Raw genomic sequence first — 22,788 nt, 5'->3', positions numbered from 1 at the left:
ATTTAAGCACTCATCCGAGCCTCGTAGGCATGCGGGCTGATGTGCCCCAGCGTACTGTGACGACGCTGGCGGTTGTAGTCGATTTCGATGTATTCAAACACGGCTTCACGCATTTCAGCACGACTGCTGAATCGCTCGCCATGAATGCATTCGGCCTTCAAACTGTGGAAGAAGCTCTCTGCACAGGCGTTGTCGTAGCAGTTGCCCTTGGCGCATGCTGCATCTGAGTTGGTGGGCGACGATCAAGTGCTGGTAGGCCGCCGAGCAATACTGGCTACCACGGTCGTTATGCACAATGACACCACAGGGGTGTTTGCGCCGCCAAAGCGCCATGCGCACGGCATCGCAGACCAGATCCGCCGTCATGCGCTCGCTCATGGCCCAGCCGATTACCCTGCGTGGGTACAGGTCGATGACCTTTGCCAGATAGAGCCAGCCCTCATCGGTGTGCAGGTAGGTAATATCGCCTACCCATTTCTGGTTTGGTGCTGAGGCGGTGAAATCCTGGTTGAGCAGGTTCTTTGCTACCGGCAGCGTGTGGCGCGAGTAGGTGGTGGCTTTGAACTTCCTGGCAGCCTTGGCGCGTAGCCCCTGCCTACGCATCGAGGCAGCAACGGTCTTGCGGTTGCAGGTCAGCCCTACTTCTCGTAGGTCATGACACAAGCGTGGCGCACCGCTACGGCCCTTACGAGCAGCGTAGGCATGGACCACCTGCCGATCCAACTGAGTTCTTTGCAGCAGACGTGCTGATGCGTTGCGTGAGTGCCACGCGTAGTAGCCGCTACGCGCAACGCCCAGCACGCGACACATGGCCTTGAGCGAGAACTCCAGAGTATGAGCCTGCATGAAGGCGTACTTTACTTGAGGTTCCTGGCAAAGTACGCGGAGGCCTTTTTTACGATGGCCAGCTCCTCCGCCTGCTCAGCCAACTGCCGCTTGAGCCGTGCATTCTCTTCGGCAAGCGATTGCTTGCGCTCGGTACTGTCCTTGGCCTGATGCTTGTTGTTTTTCCAACCGTAGAGCTGCGACGCATGAAGGCCGAGCTGCTCGGCAGCCTGTTTGACGCCGACCCGGCCAGCCAAGGCCAGCGCTTACATCTTTGTAGGTTTGGGAATGACGAGTACGGGTGTGCTTCATCGTTTTAGCCTGGCTTGCCATGGTTCACCTCGTTGCAGTGTATCGCTTAACGGGGTGTCCACTGGAAGTGGGCAAGATCAGTGATGGTTGCTACCTCATAAATGGACATCTATATAACTACGGTGGCTGGATTAGCTTGAGGCATCATAATAACGCTCTGCTGACCGGCGGTGTTCACTCGTTTCAGGATCCTGTGATGCTATCACCTGCCCATACTCCGATTGTCGTAGCAACACGAAATACTCATGTGGAGCGCATCCACTGGGGATCAATTGCCGTGGTTGATGCCACAGGTGCACCGGTTGTGCATGTCGGAGATCCTGATACTTACGTATTTTCGCGCTCGACCTTGAAGCCTTTCCAAGCGATACCACTGGTAAGGGATGGGGGGCATCATCAATTCGGATTTTCTACGGCAGAGCTAGCCATTATCTGCGGCAGCCACTCAGGCGAGGATTTTCACGTAATCGCAGTCACCAGGCTGCTTGAAAAAATTTCCAAGTCAGAGCCTGACCTGCGTTGCGGATGTCATCTACCGATTCGATACGGTGAACATAACCTTCCACCGTTTGGCAGCACATTCGATCAGAGATATAACAACTGCTCAGGTAAACACGCAGGATTCCTAGGCTACTGCTCTTTACACGGGTATAACCAAAACTACCTTGATCCGGATCACCCTCTTCAAGTGAATATCCGTGAAGAGGTTGCGATGCTTGCAAACCTCCCAAAAAACCAGCTTTGGTCTGGAATAGACGGTTGCAGTGCTCCAAACTACGGCATGCCACTGTCACGTCTAGCGTTGCTCTGGGCGCGTCTTGCCACTAGCGAGTCCGGCATCGATCGAGATCACGATAATGCATTGTCGTCGATTGCATCCGCGATGGTTTGCCACCCCGAAATGGTGTCAGGTACGGGTCGTTGTGACCAGGCCATAGCGCTAGCATCTGATGGCGATTGCATTGCCAAGGTCGGCGCTGATGGTGTCTACACGATTGGAATTCGTAGTCGCGGCTTGGGCATAGCTATTAAAATTGCAGACGGAAACCTAGGCGCACTTTACACGACTGCCGTCAACGTACTGGTACAACTGGGCCTGATTGACGAACACAAGCTGCTAACGCCATGGGTTGAGCCAACTGTGGTCAGCATGGCAGGTGAGTGCGTAGGTAAATTGCAAACAAGATTAAAGCTACCCAATCTCTGAGATTGGACACACAATTCCTGCTAACCCAAGCTTCCGCAAAGTTTGCTGATTACAGGCCGCAAGGTGCGTTCGCCAGACCCTTAAGACGGACCGCATTCGACCCATAGCTGCCGGTCACGGGAGGCAGAATCGGCCAAACGGTGTCAATCGACAGACCAGAACAACTCCAATCTTGAATAGTCATTTCGTGACCTGCTTGCCATCTCGAATGTAGCTGTCATGTCGTAGTCACCGTCCGTCACAACAAGCTCAACCAGGTCGTGTTGTAAGTCTTCCTTCAAATAAGCGATCAAGCTACAGGCCGCTAGCACAGTGCAGTCGGTCGGTGAGTCCTTCGTATAACCTCCGAAGGCACGCTGAAAGAAAAAAGCCAAGTCGTTCGCTGCCTGCTCTGTAATTTCGGAGTACTGAACCAGATCAACGTTATACAAAGCTTTCCAAATGCCTCCCTTCAGGCAGCAATGCGCTTGGTTATAGGCATATTGATAGCGGAACAACAAACCTCCTTCCGGATAAACGAGGTGCGATGAGTCCGCCGATTTCTCAAGGAAGGCTACCGTCCGATGTGAGAGCATTTTTTTCACCTTGAAACTCCGACTGTCCGGATCGTTGAGCGCACATAAGCGCGGCCTGGAACAGGATACCCTGCCGACCAGAGTGGCCGGTGGCGTAAGGCAATAAATGGCCGAATCCAGGCCTCACACTGACTGGCTGTAATGGGTCGGTTAGCGCCCCTGGCTCACGATGACCATCCTTGTCTTCCCCAAAAAGGAAGACAAGCTATGAAAACGATTACGACCCATGCCCAGGAACCTTGGAACAAAGGAAAATTGGTCGGCCAGAAAGCCCCGCTCCGACTCAAGGATATCTGGGCCATTCGCGTAAGACTCCAAATCGCGGAGGACGCTCGTGATTTGGCTCTTTTCGATCTAGCCATTGACAGCAAGCTACGAGCCTGCGATCTGACCAAGCTTCGTGTACGAGACGTGGTCCATGGGCAGCATGTGTCATCGCGCGCAATAGTGATGCAGCAGAAAACCCAGCGGCCTGTGCAATTTGAGATTACGGAGCAAACACGGATTGCCCTGGAGGCATGGATACATCAAGCCCATCTACACAGTGAGGACTGCCTTTTTCCAAGTCGGCTGCACGCCTCCCAGCATCTCTCCACCCGGCAATACGCCAGAATCGTCAAGGCGTGGATTAAGGCTATTGGCCTTGATCCAGCCCTGTATGGTACTCACACAATGAGACGCACAAAGGCATCGTTGATCTATCGAAGGACGAAGAACCTGAGAGCGGTTCAGCTCTTGCTCGGCCATACGAAGCTTGAGAGTACGGTGCGATACCTAGGCATTGAGGTCGATGACGCTTTGGAAATGGCAGAGCAGACGGAGGTCTGACACGCGGGGCGACAGTAGAGGTACGACTGTCGCCATCCTGAGCACAGTAAGCGGACGGCCAATACATCCTAGGTTGCATAGGATAATTCGCTTACTGATCGCATAGGACGCGCCATAACGTTTCTCGAGTTGTGGCATCCAAGGTCAGCCATTGACGAGCCATAACCTGTTTTAATCCTTCACCTATGTCTGCAGCCGGCATCGTGCGGAATCCGTGTTTTCGGAACCAGGGCCCATTCCAAAGAGGCTCACGAAAAGTCGTCAAACTCACCGCTTGAACCCCAAGGCATTCAGCATGCTCTGTGACTGCAGAAAGCAGCTTTGCCCCAATCCCAACCCCTGAAGCACTCGGGTCAACGGATATATTGTCTAAATACACAAGCCCGTCCAGCAGTCGCATTGCCACAAAGCCAAGTATCTTCTGACTCTCGCTATCGAGCGCAACCACGACGCGACAGGCTTCAAGCCTCGCAGGTGACAACGCAGGTGCCTCAGCGATATGTGCAAGAGACCGAAATGTCCTGTAACGCAAGCGTGCCTCAGCCGAGATACGGCATAGATCCGCCACATCTTCGGTACCACTCAACCGCAGGTAGTAGGTATGCATGCGTTATTATCTTCAGGCTCACTGGGTGCGTCTTCCGAGTTTACCTCGCACAACTAAGATCGGCATCCATACATACGGAAGCTACTGGTCAGTTTTGGCCTGTCGCCGTCGGCGGCAACTGGCCCAAAGCCCCCCTCCTATCGGGGTTGTTCTCGGCCTACAGCTGACTCCTCCAAAAATCCAGGTGGTACTTCTGCTTTAGCCACCCTTCAAGGCAGCCATATGGACATACCGCCTCGCTTCATCATTCATGAGTCAGCTCATTGGGTAGTGAACCATCGCACAGACAGTGCGTTGCCAGGCTATCTGATGCTCAGCGCAAAGCAGATGACAAACTCACTAGCCGCGCTTCCAGCGCAGGCGCTGGCAGAGTTAGGGGCGTTGCAGGCAAGAACCCAGCAAGCCATCGAAACGTACCTGCAACCACGACGTCTGTACATTGGCCGTTTTGGTCATGATGCGGGGTACTCCATCCATTTCCATTTCATCCCGATTTACTCTTGGATAGAAACCCTGTTCTGGCAAGACGACAGGTACAGGTCGCTCCAAGCTTTTGGCTCGGCCGGTAACGCCCTGCTACAAACCGACGGTGCAGAGCTGACATTATTTGTATGGAGGGAGTTTTGTGAGCGCCCTGATCCTCCACTGGTACAAGGCCCACCCATTGAGCAAGCCATCAAAGCACTGCGTAAAGTGTTCACAGGTTCGGAATCTTGCTGATCACACACATCAGGTGCGTCGCCTTAGGGGGGCAGTGCCCCATCCATGGGCAGCACTCGACCCAATGCTGCCACTCGCCCTCACCATTTTCAGGTCGACCAGAGCTACCTTTTCTGGGTTGTGGGACGGAACGAATGGCCAGTATCTCTACTATGTTAGATCGTCCATTCTGTCATGGCATACTGTACTAATACTCATAGAGTCGTTTAAATTATGGATATGGATGGTTTCGCGCAGTGCCTCAGCTACATTCAAGCTACTACGGTGAAAAGCTGGGTGGACAAATTTTTGCCGTTGATGGGTACGGTTTTAGGTGCTGGTTTAGCCTTTAGTTTAAATTACTACTCAACGGCTCGAAAAGAGGCCAGGGCAAAAATTGCGAAGAAGGAGTGCTGCGAAGAAGATATTCATGAGCTTATGCACATATGTAAACAAGCGCTCGTAAACCTCCTCGAAATCTGCGAACCGATAGCCACGAAAGCTCGTCCCATAGGACATAATTTACCATCCACAGTGAGTTTGCCGTTATTGGATAAGTATTATCCTGAAATAGCACATTCATTTAGCGTCGATCAACGGTATTGGATTAAGTTAGTATTTCGATATGTGTACGACGTAAATAAGTATCTCGATATACTTACAAAGCATGAATCAGAAACCTCGCTGTTTAGAATTTCATTGCTAATTATTAATTTAGAGCCCTTTTTACTTGAAGCATACAAGCGCTGCTATTGCATATTAAGTAATAAAAAATTCGAGTTTTCAGATCGCGATGAGGCCCTTGCCGAGCTTGGTGTGACCCGTGAACAGATAGATTCGCTGAATATCCTGAAATCAAACGCCGAGAAAGAAAATACGATTTTAAGGCTCCCAAATGGTTAGCAGGGAAAAAACTGATTCTCATCACGCAAAGCCTCGCATTTCTTCGAACACCACATCAGGGGCCGCTTCTGGCCGAAAGCTGACAGGGTCAGAGGTTTCTGAGCTGCACGATGTGCGTCGCCTGAGCGTCTTCAGTTAGCGTGAAGCCGCAGGACAGGTAAAAAGCGCTTCCCTGCGCAGTGTCGGTGTTGAGACGCACAGTTTCAAAATGCAAAGCGGCGTGGGCAAGCAAGGCGTTTACCAGTTGTCTGCCAACCTGTTGCCCTCGTGACGCAGGAGTTACATAAACACGCCGCAGCCTTCCTGTGCGGGCTTGAGTGAATGGATCAACAGACAGACCGCCGATGCCCACCAGTTGGCGGTTTAGATACGCGGCCATTAGGCATTCACCTGGCGCATTGAAGCGATTGCTTCCTGAATGCCATTCCGATGTCAGCCGGGTAATGAACCTGAAGCCTTCTGCCACTGCCTCTTTTTCAAGGGCGGGAATTTGTGTTGGCAGGTGCGTGACCTGATGAATCTCCATTGACGGTCAATCCTCCCTGATGGAGTACGAAACACTTCTGAGGTGCAAAGGGATCTTGCTGTAATGATTGTGGGCACGCAAGGGGCGGCTTTCGACCCAGACCTGCCGTTGATGGAGGGCAGCTAAAGGCCAGATGCTGCCTGTCGCCACTAGCCGCATCCGACCCAAAGCCGCAGTCCGTACTCCCTCATGTGTTCCTCTATCAGCAGTAGAACAGATGGACGGATAAGCGGCTCTAATCTGCTTGATACGCTAAGCGCTTCTGTAAAAAGAAGCGTTTGTGAGTAGGTGGGAAGTCATCAATATGACCGAATTCGGTATAACCGTATTTTTTGTAAAAATCTGGCGCCTGGAAATCAAAAGTATCGAGCCAGATCCCAACACATTCCTTTTCCCGTGCTACGTCTTCTGCCATCTCCATCAGCCTTGAGCCAATGCCCTGTCCTCTGGTTGCTTCGGGTATAGCTAGCAGTTCAATAAATAACCAACGATAAAATATTTCACCATAGAGCCCTCCAATCACGTCATTGGTGCATTCATCCCGTACCAGCAGGGCAATGGACTCAGGCTCGTGATGACCTGTCTGGGCGACATTGTAGGCCCGCAAAGGCCGGAGGATTGCCGAACGCTCATCGGCCTCTGGATTCACCTTGAGTTCAATACGAGTTTTCATTGCTAGTCCTTTAGATCTACCAGGCTGTCGACAGGGCGGTATGGTCCCATGCCTGCTATAGCTGAGCCAATCAGATCATCACCTGACAGGTTTTAGCCTGACCTTAGGCGACACCAGCAGACGATCAACTTCTGCCCGTGTTGAGCGACCGCTATGGGTCGGTTGCTGCCGGTGGCGACAGGCAGCAACCGACCCAAAGCTGCCCTTGGCGCAGTGCAGCTAACGGCCAAAAGCGGACAGGGGGCTTGCAAACTATAGTCTGGCGGCTCTGGTTAGGCCGCAGCTATTCAGACTCTTCAGCGGCCGCTGCCCTATTCTCTTTGTCATGACGTACCCTCGATCTCGAAGCGTATATCAAATCCCGGATACGCCATATTCATATCATCAAGAGTGACGTTTACTAGGTTGAGCGCATCAGCAATGGCGGACGTAGCAACATGCGCGGATACTCATGAGAGGGTATGTCGCGCTATCGGCTGCGGCCCACCGAGCTGTAGGCCCAGCGGGCTAATGTTTAATAAGCCTTGCCCACGCTGTGACGACTAAAGGGCCGAAGCGCTGATTTTTTCAATTTTTTTCAACGCCAGGAGTAGAGGCAAAACGTCACGGACCGTTAACTCGCTCTGGTGCTTAACTTGTTCGAGTGATTCCGCAGCTTCAGCCTGAAGCTTATAAATAGTAGCCTGCCTGGCCTGTTGATGATCCGGATGCTTTAAAGCCTGTGGGGTAGAGTTTTCCTCAGCAACTTTCAAGAGCGCGTTAATTATGTTTGAAATTTCGGGTAAGTGGTCCGTTTTTGGTAGCTTGCCAAAGCCATATTTGAACAGGCAGTCGATTAAATCCAAGGTGGTCTGAGCATCGTGCGTGCTCGGATTTTCAAGCGAGTCGTATAGTTTTTGGAGAGGTTTTATATTTGGCGAGCCGGGCTTTTTTAGTGCGTCCATATGCGTGTTGAATTGGGCAAGAATAGCCTGTTTGTCCAGGGCGGTGGGTGTCGGCTTATTGGGTTCGCTAGCACTTGGTCCGAACAAGTGGTCAAGCAATATCTCAAGGTCTTGGGTGTTGTTTGTACCTTTGCTAAAAGCCGTCCATGCCTTGCGTATATCTTCAGGAACCTTGTTCAGATCCCTATGCAGCATGTTATTTATCTGAGCGCCAGTGCGGTAAAGTGCCAGTTTATCCTGCGTAGGCAAGTGGCTGCTTACAACGTTTAGGACATCGGCGTTGGCATCTTTCCACGCGCCTGTCAACAACCGGGGAGCGCTACCTGGGGTAGCTTGCTGGGCCGAGCCGTTTATTAGGCGGGCGGCTGTGAGCCCCTGGAACGAATTAGCCCTAGGCCTGGCGGGAGGCGCATCTGGCCGTGTAGTTTGGGGAGGCGCTGACTGCGAACGTGCGCGCGGAGCCTGAAGGAGGGCGGTAGTAGGCTCTTCGGCCGTTGATAAGGGCGTGCAGGGAATGCTGTTGGATCGATTGATGGAGGTCATTAGACCGCACCTGACGAGTGAATAGACTCGCTAAGTGGGCCTGACTTGTAGAAGGTTCCATGAGGTGCTTGGTTAGCAACCAACAACTCGCTTTTACCACCCTTACGTATCAGCCTAACTGTTGCACCTTCACCGACTGCATGAACGCCTGCATCGCCGAGCATTGGACGCGGTGCCTCGGGTAATCAGCCCATAGGGCGGCAAGCGCGCCCGACTAAGAGCGGCCTTAATCTGACGCCGTGCCAGTGAGAATCCTAACGCCGGTTTGAGGTGTACCCCAGATTGACAAGAGCGGCCAGGCTACGGGCTAACAAATAATTTAGTTTGGTGTACGCACTAGGTTGCAGCAGGTCCAGCAGCACCTCAGCCTTGCTGTAACGGTAGCCCTCACGAAAGACTCGCTCCACGGCATAGGTGGCCGCGTTGGTCATCAAGGTGAGCCTGCAGAAAACGGAAAAACCGTACGTTAAGCGTTGTGATAGTAAGACAATCCCTTACACCGCCTGGGCTGTGTCCGATTGGAGTACACATGAACCGGGCGTCAGGCGGGTTAAGCGCTTTGCGTCAGGGTAGGGCCGCTTTTTGCATTTTTTGACGCCTCAGCGTCACTCTCTATGGCCTCAACCTCACAGACCGAGCGCTTAGCGTACGGTTTTTTTCGTTTTCTCTATCCACCACTAAACGGAGTATCCGAAGGAGATTTCCATGCATTTGCTCCCCGAGCTGCCTCTCACGGTAAGGTCCATGTTGGAAGGGCTGAATCTCGTGTAAGCCCTTATCCGCTTCATGCGCGAAAGGCTGGGGCTTTCACTGCGTGCAAGCGCCTACCCGCACGCCACTGGACGAGTGGCTGAACGCGCCTATGGGTTTGTGTTGAGTATTGAAGAAGTCGATCGCCTGCCTGGTTCCTGCCATCAAGGTAGGGCGCTGCAGGGCTGACACGTGTGACTGCGTTCAACGCGCCACGGGTACTAGGTATGACGGAACCAACTAGCGCTGTTGAGCCACCCAACAGCATCGGTCCGCCTATTCCGGATGCGTTACCCTCAACATGAAAAGGCAGCCATGACACCTATACATTTACTTTCTTCTCCCCTTCATCAAGTAGCCTCAGCGGCAGGGGGCAAGCACCCGGCTGAAGCGGTTACGCAGGTAACATCGTCGACGCAGGGCCTGCTGTCTTCTTTAGCCACTCACTTACGGGTCGGAGATGCTGACTACCACATCGGTAAGGTCATGTCGTCACTCTCTGAAACCGAAGCGGCGCTCCTGCACGCTGCACTTCATGCAGACATGCCGAAAGACCCCCTGGCAGAGGCCCCAGATAAGAACGGCCTCTACTCCTACCTTATAGGTGCAACGGATTACTTGACGTCGACGCATTTGCCCCAAAAACTTAACCTTCCTGAGCGGATGATGGTCACCTGCACGCTGACCCCGTCGCGTGCTTTAGCCGCTATAGTGATCAGTGGCGAAAAGGGTAGCCACAGTTATTGCAAGGCCTATTTCGAGCCTCCTGCCCTGCAAACGCACAAACCTCGAGAGGAGCAGCCAAAGGGTGCCATTACCGCGCTGCCTACTGAGTTACAGGTACCTGGAGAGTACTCCAGTCAGCCCACTAACCTGTCGCTGTACGTGAGTAATCCAGGCATTAGCAAAGGCACAAAACGCCGTAATTCGCAGGCCTTTTCAGGCAGCGATGGACGCCACGTTCCCTCCCTGCAAACCAACACAACCACCGCCGCTGTCACTGCTAAAGGCCCTAGGGCCGAGCCGATTCCACAGCATGACTTAGCGTCACAGGCGGTTAACGCTGGCTCCATCGCCCCTGGCCAACCGCAAACGCCTGAGAGAAACCGTCAACATACTGTTAACCAAATAGCTCAAAGGCACTTACTTGGGCAACCATGGTCCAGGATAGCTGCTGATCTGCGTGCCGCCAAAGCACAACAGGCTCAGAGGCCCGAAGCACCTGTGCATGATGCCGCGCGTAAAAACGCGTTACTGCAGGCCCAGGTTCTATTTGATAACCAGCGTACTGAACGGGATGATGCTTTAGCTAGACATGCACCTGATAGGCCCACCCAACAAGGGCCGATCTTCGCGCATGCGGGTAGCCTTGTCAGACATAGGCCCGTCCCCTTGCCGATAAGTGCACCGGCAGGTGAAGCCATTCCAGCTGACCTTGCACAGGATACAGCACGGCGTAAACGCACGAAGATAAGCCAAGACGTTAAAGATCAGGTAACCGCGTTACGTGAACAGGGTTATCCATACCCGCAAATAGCTATGCAATTTTCGGATCTAACTACGTCTCAACTTAAAAATATAGTGTCACATGAAAATGAAAGAAAGAGAATGAATGCAGCCAGTGCAAATACCGCTGGGGGCGTATGAGCAATCCCGGTGCAGCTACGCCGGGGCATGCTCCCTTCGAGATTCGATGGCGCAAGCCGATGAAGCCGCACTACTTGAACCTCAACAAGGCTAAGGCAGCAGTAAAGTGAAACCCGAGCGATTGATAAGATCAAAGTTACCGAAGCAGAAAACATATAGCGCCTATTGCTTAACATGCCCATGCGCGCAAGTTTCAAGCCCCACCTTTTGAAAAGCCTGTTCACAGCCAATGGCTGATGGGCAGATTTGCTGGAGGCCGGCGGTCTGCGCGTGATCGAAGGGGAGTCGGTGAGCAAGATGCTGGCCTGTGGCACCTTGATCCTGGGACTGAAGCAGTACACCTGCGGCAGCGACCGCTTTCCCCACGTCAAATACCTGTGCAACACCTGCTGGCGCATATCACCTGTGAAAGTGACTGGCGACACTTGGTGCTCACTGCGGACGGCCAGCACTGGCACATTTATCTGTCGAAGAAGACGGAAAACGGGCGAAAGACGGTGAATTACTTGGGCCGCTACCTGAAGAAACCGCCGATTTCAGGAAGCCGTCTGGCGCATCACACACACCGAGAGGGGAATGATAGAGGACGCAAGGGGGCCGAGGAGCGTAAATGACATGGTGTCACCAGTAGCAAGTCAAAACCGCTCAAGGGCAACCCCCGGAGTTCGCACTACCAAGGGTGTCGCGTATGGCCTAAAGCATTGTCCCTAGGTGGCCTCAACGCTTAGCTCAGTGGAGCAATATTGCCTTCGTAATAGCCGATCCTCCACGCCCCACCAACCCTTCCAACCAAGTGCAGGCACAACCTAGCGCCTACGGTACCGCTTACTCTGCGGTACCTGGCTGGAGCGAGTCAGGTCAGTGCGTACGCGGCTTCAACAGCGCAGGCTTCTCATCCGGCGCCTGGTGCAGAAGGAAGAGGGCAGTGAGGGCCTCAGGGATCTGTACCACCATGTCCTGTTGCAGGTCGGCGTTGCTAGCGATGTCGGCAAACTCAGGCTGCTCATCGAACAACCCTGAACCCACCATGATCGGAAGCAGCATTTCGCTCACTTCGTCTTCCGCCGTCTCGAACCAGGCTTCCTCGCGCAGGAATACGCCTTCCATAAAGCCGATGCACCAGCCACGCAGCTCGGAGTCATCCGGGTCTTCACCCAGGTCCAGGTCGCACGGCAGCTCGAATTCTTCATCACTGGCCAACTGGCGGGCAATGTGCGCCTGCAGTTGCACCAGCGTGCCTTCGATGGCCTCGCGTTCGGCAGCGTCGGCGTACTGGGGCTCCTCGGCAAACAACGCGTCGATCCACTCGCGCTCCGGTACCGGTTTGGTCAGCATGGACAGCGCGGTCAGGTAGCCCTGCGCCGCGACGTAGTCCAGCGCCTCTTCATGGAGCTCGTCAGCATCCAGAAACACTTGCAGGCGGGTAAGTTGCTCGGCGAAAGACATGTATGACTACCTTGGGATAAATGACTATGCGCAATTCTAGGCGCTGAACCGGGGTGAGCGCCACCGCTGGCCAGGGAAAAGCGCTGGGCCTTGGGGGGTTTGGTATACTGCCCGACATTTTTGCGACCCGCGGGCAGCCGTTTCCGCGATTTCTGGAGTGATGCATGCTCGAACAGGCACAACGTGTTCTCAAGGACGTTTTCGGCTACGACAGCTTCCGAGGGCGCCAGGGCGCGATCATCGAGCGCGTTGCCCGTGGTGGCGATGCGTTGGTGCTCATGCCTACCGGGGGCGGCAAGTCCCTGTGTTTCCAGGTGCCAGCGTTGTTGCGCGACGGGCTGACCATTGTGGTCTCGCCCTTGATTGCACTAATGGACGACCAGGTCGCTACCCTGGATGAACTGGGCGTGCCCGCCGCCGCATTGAACTCAACCCTGGACAACGACCAGCAACGGGAGCTGGCGGTGCGCTTGCGCCAGGGTGAAATCAAGTTGCTGTACCTCGCGCCAGAGCGGCTGGTACAGCCACGTATGCTCAGCTTTCTCCAGCAATTGAACGTCGCGCTGTTCGCCATCGATGAGGCCCACTGCGTTTCACAGTGGGGGCACGACTTCCGCCCTGAATACCTTCAGTTGGGCCAACTGGCCCAGCTGTTCCCCGATGTGCCCCGCATCGCACTTACGGCCACCGCAGACAAGCGTACCCGAGAGGAAATCGTTAATCGCTTGGAGCTGCACGACGCTGAGCGTTTCCTGTCCAGTTTCGACCGCCCCAACATTTTTTACCGGATCGTGCCCAAGGAGCAGCCGCGCAAACAGTTGCTGGGGTTCCTGGCGGACCACAAAGGGGATGCTGGGATTGTCTACTGCCTTTCCCGAAAGAAAGTAGACGAAGTGTCGGCGCAGCTCGTTGAGCAGGGCTTTCCGGCCTTGCCCTACCACGCTGGCCTGCCGTCCGAAACGCGCGCCGCCAACCAGAAGCGCTTCCTCAATGAAGAAGGGCTGATCATGGTGGCCACCATCGCGTTCGGCATGGGGATCGACAAGCCTAACGTTCGGTTCGTGGCCCACCTGGATTTACCCAAGTCCCTGGAAGCCTATTACCAGGAAACGGGCCGCGGTGGCCGCGACGGGTTGCCTGCCGATGCCTGGATGGCCTACGGCCTGCAAGACGTGCTGATGCTCAAGCAGATGATGCAGAACTCCGAGGGCGACGAACGGCACAAGCGGGTGGAGCAGCATAAGCTTGATGCCATGCTGGCGCTGTGTGAGGAAACCCGATGCCGCCGCCAGGCCCTGCTTGCCTATTTCGACGAAGACCTGCCCCAGCCCTGCGGCCATTGCGACAACTGTGTGGACGGTGTGCAGACCTGGGATGCTACGGAGCCGGCCCGGCAGGCACTTTCCGCGATCTTCCGTACCGGCCAACGTTATGGGGTAGGGTACCTGGTAGACGTGCTACTGGGCCGCGACAACGAGAAGGTGCGAAACGCCGGTCATGAACGCCTGGCGGTGTTCGGCGTGGGCAAGGGGCGCTCTGAGAGCGAATGGCGCTCGCTTTACCGCCAACTGGTGGCACGTGGCCTGGCGGATATGGACCTTGAAGGCTTTGGCGGCCTGCGCCTCACCGACGCTTGCCGGCCTCTGCTGCGTGGTGAAGTGACCCTGGAACTGCGCAAGGAGCTCAAACCGCAAGCCGCTACCCGTACCAGCGGCGGTAGCCCTGCCAGCCAGCTGGTCCGTGGCGAAGAGCGTGAACAATGGGACGCTTTGCGCGCCTTGCGCCGGCGCCTGGCCGAGGAGCACGGTGTACCGCCCTATGTCATTTTCCCGGATTCGACCCTTCTGGAAATGCTACGCAGCCAGCCCTCTACCCTTGCAGACATGGGCCGTGTCAGCGGTGTAGGCGCGCGCAAGCTCGAACGCTACGGCGCAGCTTTCCTGGACGTGTTGGCGGGTGGCGCAAGCGCAGCTGCCCCAGAGCCGGTAATGGATATACGCCATGAACTGGTGAGCCTGGCCCGTGCAGGCATGACCCCCGCGCAGATTGCCGGGCAGCTCAAATGCACAGAGAAGAATGTCTATGCCCTGCTGGCCGAGGCGATCACGGCCCAGCAGTTGTCGCTGGAGCAGGCGTTGGACTTGCCCGAAGCGTTACTAAGTGAAGTCCAGGACGCCTTTCTGGACGGGGAAGGCGAGTTGCCCGCAGTCAGTGAAATCGCTCCCCATTTCCAAGGGCGTGTACCGGAGGGTGTGCTGTACTGCGTACGTGCCGCCCTGCAGTCGGAGTTCGAGTTATAAGTGTGCCCTCGTTCAACGGGCGAGGCAGAAACGTTCAGGATTGATTTGACTGGGGTCGGTGCTTGCCAAGGCCTGTTGGCCATGCTTAGCTCGCTAATAATTGTGTTTTCGTTATGAGTCACTTATGTCTTTGACTGACCAACACCGATTTGGCATGCAGTTGGCGCAGCTGTCCCGAGGATGGCGTGGCGAGCTCGATCGCCGGCTGGCCGGCCTTGGGTTGTCGCAAGCCCGTTGGCTTGTGTTGCTGCACCTGGCCCGCTTCGACACCTCCCCCACACAGCGCGAACTCGCTACCAGCGTAGGGGTGGAAGGGCCCACCCTGGCACGGTTGCTCGACAGCCTAGAGGCTCAGGGGCTGGTTCGGCGTCAGGCCGTGGTCGAAGATCGCAGGGCCAAGCAGATCAGCCTGAGCGAGTCTGCATTGCCCTTGATCAAGCAGATCGAAACCATTGCCAATGCACTCAGGGCTGAACTGTTTACGGGGATCAGCGAACAGGATCTGGCCACCGCCATGGCCGTTCATGCCCGGGTACTGGATAATCTGGAAAAACGTTCCTGAGGGCGGCACTGCCGTCGGGCTTTGAGTTTCGCTGGCCTCAGGCTATAAGGAAGGCTGTGGAAGTCGTTCCCAAGGGATGCTCATGCGCAAGCGTTTTACCCCTGTTACTCGATCTGCGCCCTGTTCGGCCAACCGCCTGGCGCTCTACTCACTGCTAGGCGGGTGCGTGCTGGCATGGTCTGGGCTGGCGAACGCATTGGGCCTGGGCGAAATCAGCCTTCACTCGGCCCTGAACCAGCCGTTCAACGCCGATATCCTGCTGTCTGATACCCAGGGGCTGGACGAGGGTGACATCACTGTCAGCCTGGGCACGCCAGAAGAATTTGCCCGCGCAGGTATCGAGCGCACCTTTCTGCTGACAGACCTGCGGTTCACGCCGCTGTTTCGCAATGGGCAAAAGGTTATTCACGTCACGTCCAGCAAAGTGGTGGTGGAGCCTTACCTGAGCTTCATCGTCCAGGTCACCCAACCTAGCGGCCAATTGCTGCGAACGTATACCGTGTTACTGGACCCGCCCGGCACAGTGGCCTTGGCGCCACCTCTGGTGCCCACCGATGCTCGCCCTGAGCCTGTATCTTCCGTTGCGCCCATGCCAACCCAGGCGTCGCCGCCTGCTGTGCCGCCTGCTGCACCGCGCAAGGCAGGCAGCAGCGGTGCCCGCTCGCCAGACGCGGCCTCTGCAGGTGAGCAACTCACGGCTACGGCGGCCCAGAACAAACAGCTGCAACAATCGGTAGACGACCTGGAAACCCAGCTTCAAGGCCTTGAAGACGATCGCAAGAGCAAAGACCAGCAATTGGCGGAATTGCAGTCACGGCTGGCTGAGGCGCAAGCCATCGCGGCAGCACGCGCAGCGTCGTCTGCGCCAGCAGCAGCCAGCACTGGCCAAGCCCAGGCTCCGGCGCCTGCGCCAGCCAACCCCGTGACAGAGGGGCCTGCGCCTGCAGCGCCCCCTGTCACTACGCCTGCTGCTGCCACTACCACCAACACCCCACCTCCCAGCACGCAAGCGGCAACGCCTGCACCGCTGGTGGTCGCTCCGCAAACGGACGACCTTACCTGGCTGCTCCAGCTCGGCGCACTGCTGGCCTTGCTGCTGCTGATCGTTGCCTGGTGGCTGCAACGGCGCCGGCAGCGCACCCCGGTGATCGAAGCGCCGGTGTTGCCCGCAACGGTTGCAGCCAGTACCGCCGCGCCCTTGGAACCTGTTGTAGACAGGCCTTCTGCCCCGGCTGCTGTGGTGCGTCGGGAGCAGCCGCCCACCACCGATGCGCTGGACGCCGCCAGTATCTACATCGCTTATGGCCGTTTCAACGAGGCGTTAGGTGTGCTGCGCGAGGGGCTACAGCGCCAGCCAGAGCGGCGTGACCTGCGCCTGCGCATACTGGAAGTACTGGGGTTGCAAGGCAATGCCCATGCCTACGCAGAGGAAGAGGCCGCGCTTCGGGCCAACGGAGAGCAAGATGCGGTGCTGGACCAAACCCGTTCCCGTTTCCCGCAACTGGCCTCCGCCGCCGTGGCATTGGCAGCTGGCGCGGCGGCAGGCGGCGCACTAGCTGCCAACACGCGTGCTGGTCGCGCCTCCGAGCCGCCTGCCCAGAGCGCGGCAGAAGACATTCCGCTGTTCGAGGCTGAAACAGTGCCGGCGCAGGCTCCTGCCTCCGACCTGGACATTGACTTCGATGCCCTGGGTGACCTGGATGGCCCGATCGAGGCCACCCGGCCCGAGTCAAAGCCTGTAGAGGAGCAGGTCAATGAGTTTCAGCTGAACCTGGAAGACCTTGCCATGGATGCAGACTGGTCTTCCATGGACCCTTTCGAGCCTACCCCTGCGGCAGCCCGTGCTCAGCCTCCCGTGGCCGAGGCGCCTGCCATGGATGAAAGCCTGTTCTTCTCCAACCTGCGTGAGCTGCCTGAGGTGATGGAACTACCGGAGGAAGAGTTTCTCAGCGATTTTGCTGAGGATCCTCTGGCGCCTGCGAGCAGCGTAGACGACGGCCTGGATGCAGCGTTTCTCGAGCGTTTCGCGGATGAGCCGTCGGACCTGCCAACGTTGAGCGAGCACGACCTTCAGATAGATGACCTGCCAGACCTGGACGAGTTGAGTATCGACTTCGACGCCATCGAGAGCCAGGCATTGGGTGCAGACCGCTTGGATCAGGCGCGAGCCCTTATTGCCCAGGGCCAGCCTCAGGAGGCCAGCTGGCTGCTGCATGAGATGTTGCAGGACGGTGATGAGGCCGCCAGGGCGGCGGCGCGGGCATTGCTGGACACTATCTAGAAAGCAAGCTTACCGGTGATCAAGTCGCGGAACATGGCAAAGTCGCCCATCAGGCTGTACAGCGGGTACTTGAAGGTGGCGGGGCGGTTGCGTTCGAAAAAGAAGTGCCCCACCCAGGCAAAACCATAGCCGGCCACGGGCACCGCTAGCAGCAGCCAAGGGTTGAGGGTAGCGAACGCGTACGTCACAAACACAATGGCAAGGCTGGTGCCTACAAAGTGCAGGCGCCGGCTAGTGGTATTGCTGTGTTCAGCCAGGTAATGGGGATAGAACTCGGCAAAACTGGCGAAATCGTTGGCATTGCGCATAAGGCTTCTCGCTGTTGCGCCTGTGTACGGCGTTGAGCATAGCCAATGCCACGGTAGGGCTCAATGCCGCCAGAACGCCGGCATGCACAGTACCAGCACGGTGATGATCTCCAGGCGCCCCAGCAACATGCCAAACGAGAGCAGCCACTTCGCGGTATCAGGCAGCGGCGCAAAATTGCCTGCTGGCCCGATGGTGTCTCCCAACCCAGGGCCCACACCCGACACGGTACTGGCTGCGCCGGTAAGGGCGGTCATCCAGTCCAGGCCCAGCAGGCCGAGTGCCAAGGCGATCAACCCGATGGTTGCGCCGAAGAAGAAGGAGAAGGTCAGGATCGAACGCACGATGTCTTCGTCCAGCCGGTGGCGGTTGTAACGCTGGCTAATGACGGCACGCGGGTGAATCAGTTGATTCAGGCTGGCCTTGAGCAGAATGTAGGCGACCTGGAACCGGAAAATCTTGATGCCACCTGCCGTAGAGCCCGAGCACCCGCCAATGAAGCCCAGGTAGAAGAAGAACATGAGCGCGAAGTTGCCCCACAGGCTGTAGTCCCCCAATGCAAACCCTGTGGTGGTTACCACCGATGTGACATTGAATGCTACATGGCGCAAGGCGTCGTACCAAGGCAGGCCGGTGGCGTACCAGTACCATGCGCCAAGCACCAGCCAGCAGGCCAGCAACAGTGACAGAAAACCTTGCACCTGCGCATCCCGTACCAACGCCAGGTAGTTGCCGCGCACGGTGGCCACATACAGGGTGAAGGGCAGGCTACCCAGGATCATCAACACGATCGCCACCCAGTGCACCGCAGGCTGCTGCCACTTAGCCACGGATTGATCGGAGGTAGAGAACCCACCGGTTGAAATGGCCGACATGGCATGGTTGACGGCGTCGAACAGGCTCATCCCCGCCGCCCACAACCCAAGCGTACCCAGCACAGTGATACCTACGTATACCAACACAATGGACTTGGCCACCATATGGGAACGGGGCATCAGTTTTTCCGAGCGGTCCGAGGACTCGGTCTGGAACAGGCGCATACCGCCAATGCGCAGCAGTGGCAGGATGGCCACGGCCATGGCGATAAAGCCGATGCCGCCGAGCCAATGCAGCAATGAGCGCCACATCAGAATCCCTGGCGACAGGGTGTCCAGCCCGCTCAGCACCGTTGACCCCGTGGCGGTGATGCCCGACATGCTTTCAAAGAAGGCATCGGTGTAGCTGATGTGGGTAGTGAAATGAAAGGGAAGCGCAGCGAAGACGGCTACCAGCACCCAACTGCTGACGGTCAGCAAGTACATGTCGCGTGGGCGCAGGTTGCTTTGATCAGGGCGGCCTCGGATCACCAGCGCCAGGCCGCACAAGAAGGTCAACAGGCTGGCCCACAGAAAGCTGTGCAGGTCTTCGGTACGGTCAGCCAGCACCAGGGTGAGCATGGGAATGACCATGGCGACCGCCAGCGTGAGCAAAAAGATGCCGATGATGAAGCCGATGACACGAAGGGTCGACAGTGACATTAAGCGCACGCTGGGGGAAAAGGGCCGGATATTTTACCTGCGAGCGGTGCGGTGTAAACGGTAGACTGGTTTACCGTTACCCATAGGAGTGCCCCATGCAAGCCCTTCAAGCCCTGCTTGAGCGTGTCTCTGTCAGCCGCCTCATCGACCCCGCACCCAGCGCAGCGCAGCGTGAACTCATGTTCGAGGCGGCCATGCGGGCACCGGACCATGGCCAGTTGCGCCCCTGGCGTTTCCTTACGGTGGAAGGTGACGCCCGTTTGGCCCTTGGCGAACTGCTCGCCCAGGCCGCTGCGGCCAAGGACGACGCCAACGAGGCCGCCATCGAAAAAGCCCGCAAAGGGCCCTTGCGCGCGCCATTGGTTGTGGTGGCGGTTGCCGTTGTACAGCCTCACCCCAAAGTGCCGGCTTCCGAACAGGTGCTCACCGCAGGGTGCGCTGTACATGGCCTGCTATTGGCAGCTTATGCCCAAGGCCTCGGCGCCATGTGGCGCAGCGGTGAGTTGTCCTTCGCGCCGTCTGTGGCCGCAGGCCTGGGGCTGGCCGAGCACGAGCAGATCATTGGCTTCATCTACCTGGGTACCCCCGCCCATGACATACGGCCCGCGAGCCGTAGCTCAGCGGAAGGGTTCGTGGCGCAGTGGCCCGGCCCTGGCGGCACCCAATAAGCAGTCCAGTCACGCCGCAGAAGGCGGTACCAAGGGTAATTCCAGGCGCGCCACAAACCCACCGTCGTCATGGTTGCCGAGCACAAGCCGGCCACCTTGGCGCTCGGCAGCACGGCGGGCGATCGCCAGCCCCAGGCCATGGCCGGGCGCAGGCTGGCCTGGCGCACGGTAGAATGGTTCCCCCAGCTGTGCCAAGTGTTCCGGCGCGCAACCTGGGCCGTGGTCTCGCACCGTGATAATCACTTCGCCCCCACCCACCGCAGCGCTGATTTCGATAGGCTCACCGGCCGGGTTGAAGCGCACGGCATTGCGCACCAGGTTGTCGATGGCACGTTCCAGCAGGATGGGCCAGCTGCGCAGTGTCAGCCCAGGCGCAATGGCCAAGGTGATGGATTGTTCCGGCGAACTGACCTGAGCGTCATGAACAAGGCCTGCTACCAGTGGCTCCAGTGCAACCTGCTCTGCGCTGGTCTGCTCGGCGTCTACCCTGGCCAACACCAGAATTTCGCTGATCAGCGCTTCCAGCCGGTCGCACTCGCGGGTCAGCCGCGGCCATAGGCGCTCCCGCTCTGCAGGCTCGGCACGCTCGGCCAAGGCCAAGGCGATACGCAGGCGCGCCAGAGGGGAGCGCAGCTCATGGGACACATCCCGCAGCAACTGCCGCTGGCTGTTGATCAGGCTTTGCAAGCGCGCGCCCATGCGGTTGAAGTCGTTGGCCAGCACGCCGAACTCATCGCGCCGCCCAGCCAGTTGCGCCAGGGTGTGCTGCTGGTAGGTCGCCTGGCCCAGGTCATGGACAGCGCCACGCAGGCGTTGCAGGGGGCGGGTGATGGACAGCGTGACCAGCAGGCTGAACACGGTGAGCACCACCAGCGCAATGCCCAGTGCGCCAATGGGCCAGAACAGGCTGTCCCGGTGCCAGGCATCCAGTTCCGGGTGCGGTATCCGGTAGATGAACAGGTAAGTATCGCCTGTGGTAGGGCTGGTGTACTCCGTGGTAAGCCGCCGCCAGGGCAGTTGCCGGTCATCATGGCTCTGACGGGCCTCGAAGTCCTGTGCACGGCGGGGGAAGGTGCCGGGCACCACCGCCTCGCCAGCCTCGTTCAGCACCTGGGTGTCCACATGAAACTCGCGTTTGTGGTCCTCCAGCAACTGCTCGGCGGCGTCAGCGCCCTGGGCTTCGTAGCGCTTGGTCCATGCCTGGGAAAAATGCTTGAGTGCCGGGTGGCGGCTGAGAATCCAGGCATCCTGGTTCAGTACATGCCCCATCAGCACGGACAGGCCGGCCACCAATGTGATTGCCAGCCAGAAACTCGCCAGGATTCGCCAGAACAATGAACGCAACGGGGCACCTCGTGTGTGATAACGCTCGCGCTGGATAAACAGAACCCGGCGCAGTGGCCGGGTCTGGGAGAGCTTGGTGTTACTGGGTTTTCTGGGCTTTCTGTGCCTTCCAGGCCTGGAACTCGGCCCACTCGGCACGGCGCTGGTCCTGCACCTTGTTCATGTCGTCGAACGCTTTCTGCTGTTCAGGCTTGAGCAGGGCGCGAATGCTGGTGCGCGTTTTGGTTTCGTTGGCAGTGATTGCGTCCTGCATGGCCTTTTTGTCGGTGGCCGACAGCTTGTCCAGGTAAGTGTCAGTGATTTCGCGGCGGTGCTGCATCTGCTCGTCCGTCAGCTGGCGCACCTGGTCGCGTTGGTCGCGGGTCAGGTCCAAGCGTTCGAGCGGGCCTGGGCCACGGTGGTGCATCATCATTGGGCCTTCACGCGGGCCGTCTTCAGGGCCTGGCAGTGGGGCTTCAGGGGCCGCCATGGCCAGGGTGGGCAGGGTGGCTGCGAACAGCAGGGCAGTCAGTGTCTTGCGCATGGTGTAGCTCCTTGTTCATTGCCGGTCGTTTACCGGATGGGCTCAGTGTACGGGCGGCAGCGTCAAGGGCAGTCAGGCCTGGGTAAAGACTCCGTAAACACCGTAAGGCGCCTGCTGACAGTCAGCGGGCATAGAAATAGCCTCGGCTACGCAGGGCTACGATGCGCGGGCGGCCATCGGGGTGGGGGCCGATCTTTTTGCGCAGGTTGCTCACGTGCATGTCCAGGCTGCGGTCGTAAAGGGTCAGCTTGCGGCCCAGGGCCAGTTGGGCCAGCTCCTGCTTGTCCAGGGGTTCCCCGGGTTGGCGAAGCAGCGCCTCCAGAATGCGGCTTTCCGAGAGGGTGAGGGAAATGGCGTGCTGATCGATGTTGGCCACGCCGCGGGCCGGGCTGAAGGTCAGGTCGCCCAGTTCGATCTGGGTGGTGGTGGCTGTGGGGTGGGTTCGCCGTAGTACCGCCCGAACGCGCGCAGTCAGCTCACGCGGGTCGCAGGGCTTGGCCACATAGTCATCCGCGCCAAGCTCCAGGCCAAGAATGCGGTCCAGCGGCTCCCCCCGTGCCGAGAGCATCACGACAGGGAGCTCGGCATGCTCGGCGCGCAACTGCTTGAGCAGCTCCAGCCCGCTGCCATCGGGCAGCATCACATCCAGCACTACGGCAGCCGGTGCTGACTGGGCAAGGGCCAGGCGCGCGCTGCGCCCGTCATGGCAGGCGCGTACCTGGAAACCTTCATGGGTCAGCCAGCTGCCCAGCAATTCGCACAGCTCCACATCGTCGTCTATTAGCAGCAGATCGCTCATGGT

20 protein-coding genes and 3 pseudogenes are annotated in these 22,788 nt (G+C 57.6%); 10 read left to right on the top strand and 13 right to left on the bottom strand.

What is annotated here, in order from left to right:
* Positions 1-2 precede the first annotated feature (2 nt).
* Positions 3-1,158 (bottom strand): annotated as a pseudogene (locus HBH25_RS20425) (IS3 family transposase).
* Between HBH25_RS20425 and HBH25_RS20420 the strand changes: the two are divergent.
* Positions 1,127-2,344: an asparaginase gene (locus HBH25_RS20420; protein ID WP_324616912.1), complete on the top strand. Its 1,218-nt coding sequence runs from the start codon at positions 1,127-1,129 to the stop codon at positions 2,342-2,344. The pseudogene HBH25_RS20425 and the gene HBH25_RS20420 sit on opposite strands and share 32 nt — an antisense overlap.
* 143 nt (positions 2,345-2,487) lie before the next feature.
* On the opposite strand, the gene HBH25_RS20415 is transcribed toward HBH25_RS20420, so the two are convergent.
* Complete coding sequence (locus HBH25_RS20415; protein ID WP_168085772.1) at positions 2,488-2,928, bottom strand: hypothetical protein; 441 nt, start codon at positions 2,926-2,928, stop codon at positions 2,488-2,490.
* A gap of 198 nt (positions 2,929-3,126) precedes the next feature.
* Here HBH25_RS20415 and HBH25_RS20410 point away from each other — a divergent pair, with 198 nt between their 5' ends.
* Positions 3,127-3,747, top strand: a complete 621-nt coding sequence (locus HBH25_RS20410; RefSeq protein WP_168085771.1) for a tyrosine-type recombinase/integrase — start codon at positions 3,127-3,129, stop codon at positions 3,745-3,747.
* 91 nt (positions 3,748-3,838) lie between these two features.
* Here the strand turns inward: HBH25_RS20410 and HBH25_RS20405 are convergent, their stop codons facing one another.
* Positions 3,839-4,354 (bottom strand): GNAT family N-acetyltransferase, encoded by a 516-nt coding sequence (locus HBH25_RS20405; RefSeq protein ID WP_168085770.1) that lies wholly within the window; start codon positions 4,352-4,354, stop codon positions 3,839-3,841.
* A 222-nt stretch (positions 4,355-4,576) separates the two neighbouring features.
* Between HBH25_RS20405 and HBH25_RS20400 the strand changes: the two genes are divergently transcribed.
* Together HBH25_RS20400 and HBH25_RS20395 are read left to right on the top strand one after the other, a co-directional pair.
* A complete protein-coding gene (locus tag HBH25_RS20400) occupies positions 4,577-5,074 on the top strand; it encodes an HIT family protein (protein ID WP_168085769.1) in 498 nt (165 codons plus the stop codon).
* A 213-nt stretch (positions 5,075-5,287) separates the two neighbouring features.
* Entirely contained in the window at positions 5,288-5,956 is a 669-nt protein-coding gene (locus HBH25_RS20395) for a hypothetical protein (protein WP_168085768.1), read from the top strand.
* Between the two features lie 88 nt (positions 5,957-6,044).
* Here HBH25_RS20395 and HBH25_RS20390 read toward each other — a convergent pair whose 3' ends face one another.
* The 4 genes and pseudogenes from HBH25_RS20390 to HBH25_RS23920 all read right to left on the bottom strand — a co-directional run.
* Complete coding sequence (locus HBH25_RS20390) at positions 6,045-6,482, bottom strand: GNAT family N-acetyltransferase (RefSeq protein ID WP_168085767.1); 438 nt, start codon at positions 6,480-6,482, stop codon at positions 6,045-6,047.
* Positions 6,483-6,717: 235 nt separating this feature from the next.
* A complete protein-coding gene (locus HBH25_RS20385) occupies positions 6,718-7,155 on the bottom strand; it encodes a GNAT family N-acetyltransferase (RefSeq protein WP_168085766.1) in 438 nt (145 codons plus the stop codon).
* 542 nt (positions 7,156-7,697) lie between these two features.
* Positions 7,698-8,348 carry a hypothetical protein gene (locus HBH25_RS20380; RefSeq protein ID WP_168085765.1) on the bottom strand — a complete coding sequence of 217 codons (651 nt, stop codon included), beginning with the start codon at positions 8,346-8,348 and terminating at the stop codon, positions 7,698-7,700.
* A 620-nt stretch (positions 8,349-8,968) separates the two neighbouring features.
* Positions 8,969-9,076 (bottom strand): annotated as a pseudogene (locus tag HBH25_RS23920) (DUF4113 domain-containing protein); the annotation flags it as partial.
* 631 nt (positions 9,077-9,707) lie between these two features.
* On the opposite strand from HBH25_RS23920, the gene HBH25_RS20370 reads away from it, so the two are divergent.
* Positions 9,708-11,039: a hypothetical protein gene (locus HBH25_RS20370; RefSeq protein WP_168085764.1), complete on the top strand. Its 1,332-nt coding sequence runs from the start codon at positions 9,708-9,710 to the stop codon at positions 11,037-11,039.
* 174 nt (positions 11,040-11,213) lie between these two features.
* Positions 11,214-11,605: pseudogene (locus tag HBH25_RS20365) on the top strand (transposase); the annotation flags it as partial.
* A 292-nt stretch (positions 11,606-11,897) separates the two neighbouring features.
* Here HBH25_RS20365 and HBH25_RS20360 read toward each other — a convergent pair.
* Positions 11,898-12,485: a UPF0149 family protein gene (locus HBH25_RS20360; protein WP_168085763.1), complete on the bottom strand. Its 588-nt coding sequence runs from the start codon at positions 12,483-12,485 to the stop codon at positions 11,898-11,900.
* Between the two features lie 164 nt (positions 12,486-12,649).
* On the opposite strand from HBH25_RS20360, the gene recQ reads away from it, so the two are divergent.
* The 3 genes from recQ to HBH25_RS20345 all read left to right on the top strand — a co-directional run bounded on the left by recQ (position 12,650) and on the right by HBH25_RS20345 (position 17,628).
* Complete coding sequence (recQ, locus tag HBH25_RS20355; protein WP_168085762.1) at positions 12,650-14,785, top strand: DNA helicase RecQ; 2,136 nt, start codon at positions 12,650-12,652, stop codon at positions 14,783-14,785.
* A 124-nt stretch (positions 14,786-14,909) separates the two neighbouring features.
* Positions 14,910-15,347 (top strand): MarR family transcriptional regulator, encoded by a 438-nt coding sequence (locus tag HBH25_RS20350; RefSeq protein ID WP_168085761.1) that lies wholly within the window; start codon positions 14,910-14,912, stop codon positions 15,345-15,347.
* An 82-nt stretch (positions 15,348-15,429) separates the two neighbouring features.
* On the top strand, positions 15,430-17,628 hold the full coding sequence (locus HBH25_RS20345) for a type IV pilus assembly protein FimV (RefSeq protein ID WP_168085760.1): 2,199 nt from the start codon (positions 15,430-15,432) through the stop codon (positions 17,626-17,628).
* On the opposite strand, the gene HBH25_RS20340 is transcribed toward HBH25_RS20345, so the two are convergent.
* Together HBH25_RS20340 and HBH25_RS20335 are read right to left on the bottom strand one after the other, a co-directional pair.
* A complete protein-coding gene (locus HBH25_RS20340; RefSeq protein WP_168085759.1) occupies positions 17,625-17,936 on the bottom strand; it encodes an Mpo1-like protein in 312 nt (103 codons plus the stop codon). The genes HBH25_RS20345 and HBH25_RS20340 overlap by 4 nt on opposite strands.
* 60 nt (positions 17,937-17,996) lie before the next feature.
* Positions 17,997-19,451, bottom strand: a complete 1,455-nt coding sequence (locus HBH25_RS20335; RefSeq protein WP_168085758.1) for a TrkH family potassium uptake protein — start codon at positions 19,449-19,451, stop codon at positions 17,997-17,999.
* 95 nt (positions 19,452-19,546) lie between these two features.
* On the opposite strand from HBH25_RS20335, the gene HBH25_RS20330 reads away from it, so the two are divergent.
* Positions 19,547-20,119 carry an NAD(P)H nitroreductase gene (locus HBH25_RS20330; protein WP_168085757.1) on the top strand — a complete coding sequence of 191 codons (573 nt, stop codon included), beginning with the start codon at positions 19,547-19,549 and terminating at the stop codon, positions 20,117-20,119.
* Positions 20,120-20,128: 9 nt separating this feature from the next.
* Here HBH25_RS20330 and HBH25_RS20325 read toward each other — a convergent pair whose 3' ends face one another.
* The 3 genes from HBH25_RS20325 to HBH25_RS20315 all read right to left on the bottom strand — a co-directional run bounded on the left by HBH25_RS20325 (position 20,129) and on the right by HBH25_RS20315 (position 22,785).
* On the bottom strand, positions 20,129-21,463 hold the full coding sequence (locus tag HBH25_RS20325; RefSeq protein ID WP_168085756.1) for a sensor histidine kinase: 1,335 nt from the start codon (positions 21,461-21,463) through the stop codon (positions 20,129-20,131).
* 79 nt (positions 21,464-21,542) lie between these two features.
* On the bottom strand, positions 21,543-21,986 hold the full coding sequence (locus HBH25_RS20320) for a Spy/CpxP family protein refolding chaperone (protein ID WP_168085755.1): 444 nt from the start codon (positions 21,984-21,986) through the stop codon (positions 21,543-21,545).
* A 121-nt stretch (positions 21,987-22,107) separates the two neighbouring features.
* Positions 22,108-22,785 carry a response regulator transcription factor gene (locus tag HBH25_RS20315; RefSeq protein WP_168085754.1) on the bottom strand — a complete coding sequence of 226 codons (678 nt, stop codon included), beginning with the start codon at positions 22,783-22,785 and terminating at the stop codon, positions 22,108-22,110.
* Positions 22,786-22,788 lie beyond the last annotated feature (3 nt).

Source organism: Pseudomonas quercus (assembly GCF_012033695.1).
GTDB lineage: Bacteria > Pseudomonadota > Gammaproteobacteria > Pseudomonadales > Pseudomonadaceae > Aquipseudomonas > Aquipseudomonas quercus.
The sequence above is the reverse complement of the archived record's forward strand: the minus strand, read 5'-3'. Positions and strand labels throughout refer to the sequence as shown.

Coding starts and splice junctions, on each gene's coding strand:
- HBH25_RS20315 (WP_168085754.1), bottom strand. CDS start 22,785: ATGAGCGATCTGCTGCTAATAGACGACGATGTGGAGCTGTGCGAATTG.
- HBH25_RS20390 (WP_168085767.1), bottom strand. CDS start 6,482: ATGGAGATTCATCAGGTCACGCACCTGCCAACACAAATTCCCGCCCTT.
- HBH25_RS20400 (WP_168085769.1), top strand. CDS start 4,577: ATGGACATACCGCCTCGCTTCATCATTCATGAGTCAGCTCATTGGGTA.
- HBH25_RS20335 (WP_168085758.1), bottom strand. CDS start 19,451: ATGTCACTGTCGACCCTTCGTGTCATCGGCTTCATCATCGGCATCTTT.
- HBH25_RS20345 (WP_168085760.1), top strand. CDS start 15,430: ATGCGCAAGCGTTTTACCCCTGTTACTCGATCTGCGCCCTGTTCGGCC.
- HBH25_RS20395 (WP_168085768.1), top strand. CDS start 5,288: ATGGATATGGATGGTTTCGCGCAGTGCCTCAGCTACATTCAAGCTACT.
- HBH25_RS20350 (WP_168085761.1), top strand. CDS start 14,910: ATGTCTTTGACTGACCAACACCGATTTGGCATGCAGTTGGCGCAGCTG.
- HBH25_RS20340 (WP_168085759.1), bottom strand. CDS start 17,936: ATGCGCAATGCCAACGATTTCGCCAGTTTTGCCGAGTTCTATCCCCAT.
- HBH25_RS20405 (WP_168085770.1), bottom strand. CDS start 4,354: ATGCATACCTACTACCTGCGGTTGAGTGGTACCGAAGATGTGGCGGAT.
- HBH25_RS20370 (WP_168085764.1), top strand. CDS start 9,708: ATGACACCTATACATTTACTTTCTTCTCCCCTTCATCAAGTAGCCTCA.
- HBH25_RS20320 (WP_168085755.1), bottom strand. CDS start 21,986: ATGCGCAAGACACTGACTGCCCTGCTGTTCGCAGCCACCCTGCCCACC.
- HBH25_RS20330 (WP_168085757.1), top strand. CDS start 19,547: ATGCAAGCCCTTCAAGCCCTGCTTGAGCGTGTCTCTGTCAGCCGCCTC.
- HBH25_RS20385 (WP_168085766.1), bottom strand. CDS start 7,155: ATGAAAACTCGTATTGAACTCAAGGTGAATCCAGAGGCCGATGAGCGT.
- HBH25_RS20360 (WP_168085763.1), bottom strand. CDS start 12,485: ATGTCTTTCGCCGAGCAACTTACCCGCCTGCAAGTGTTTCTGGATGCT.
- HBH25_RS20410 (WP_168085771.1), top strand. CDS start 3,127: ATGAAAACGATTACGACCCATGCCCAGGAACCTTGGAACAAAGGAAAA.
- recQ (WP_168085762.1), top strand. CDS start 12,650: ATGCTCGAACAGGCACAACGTGTTCTCAAGGACGTTTTCGGCTACGAC.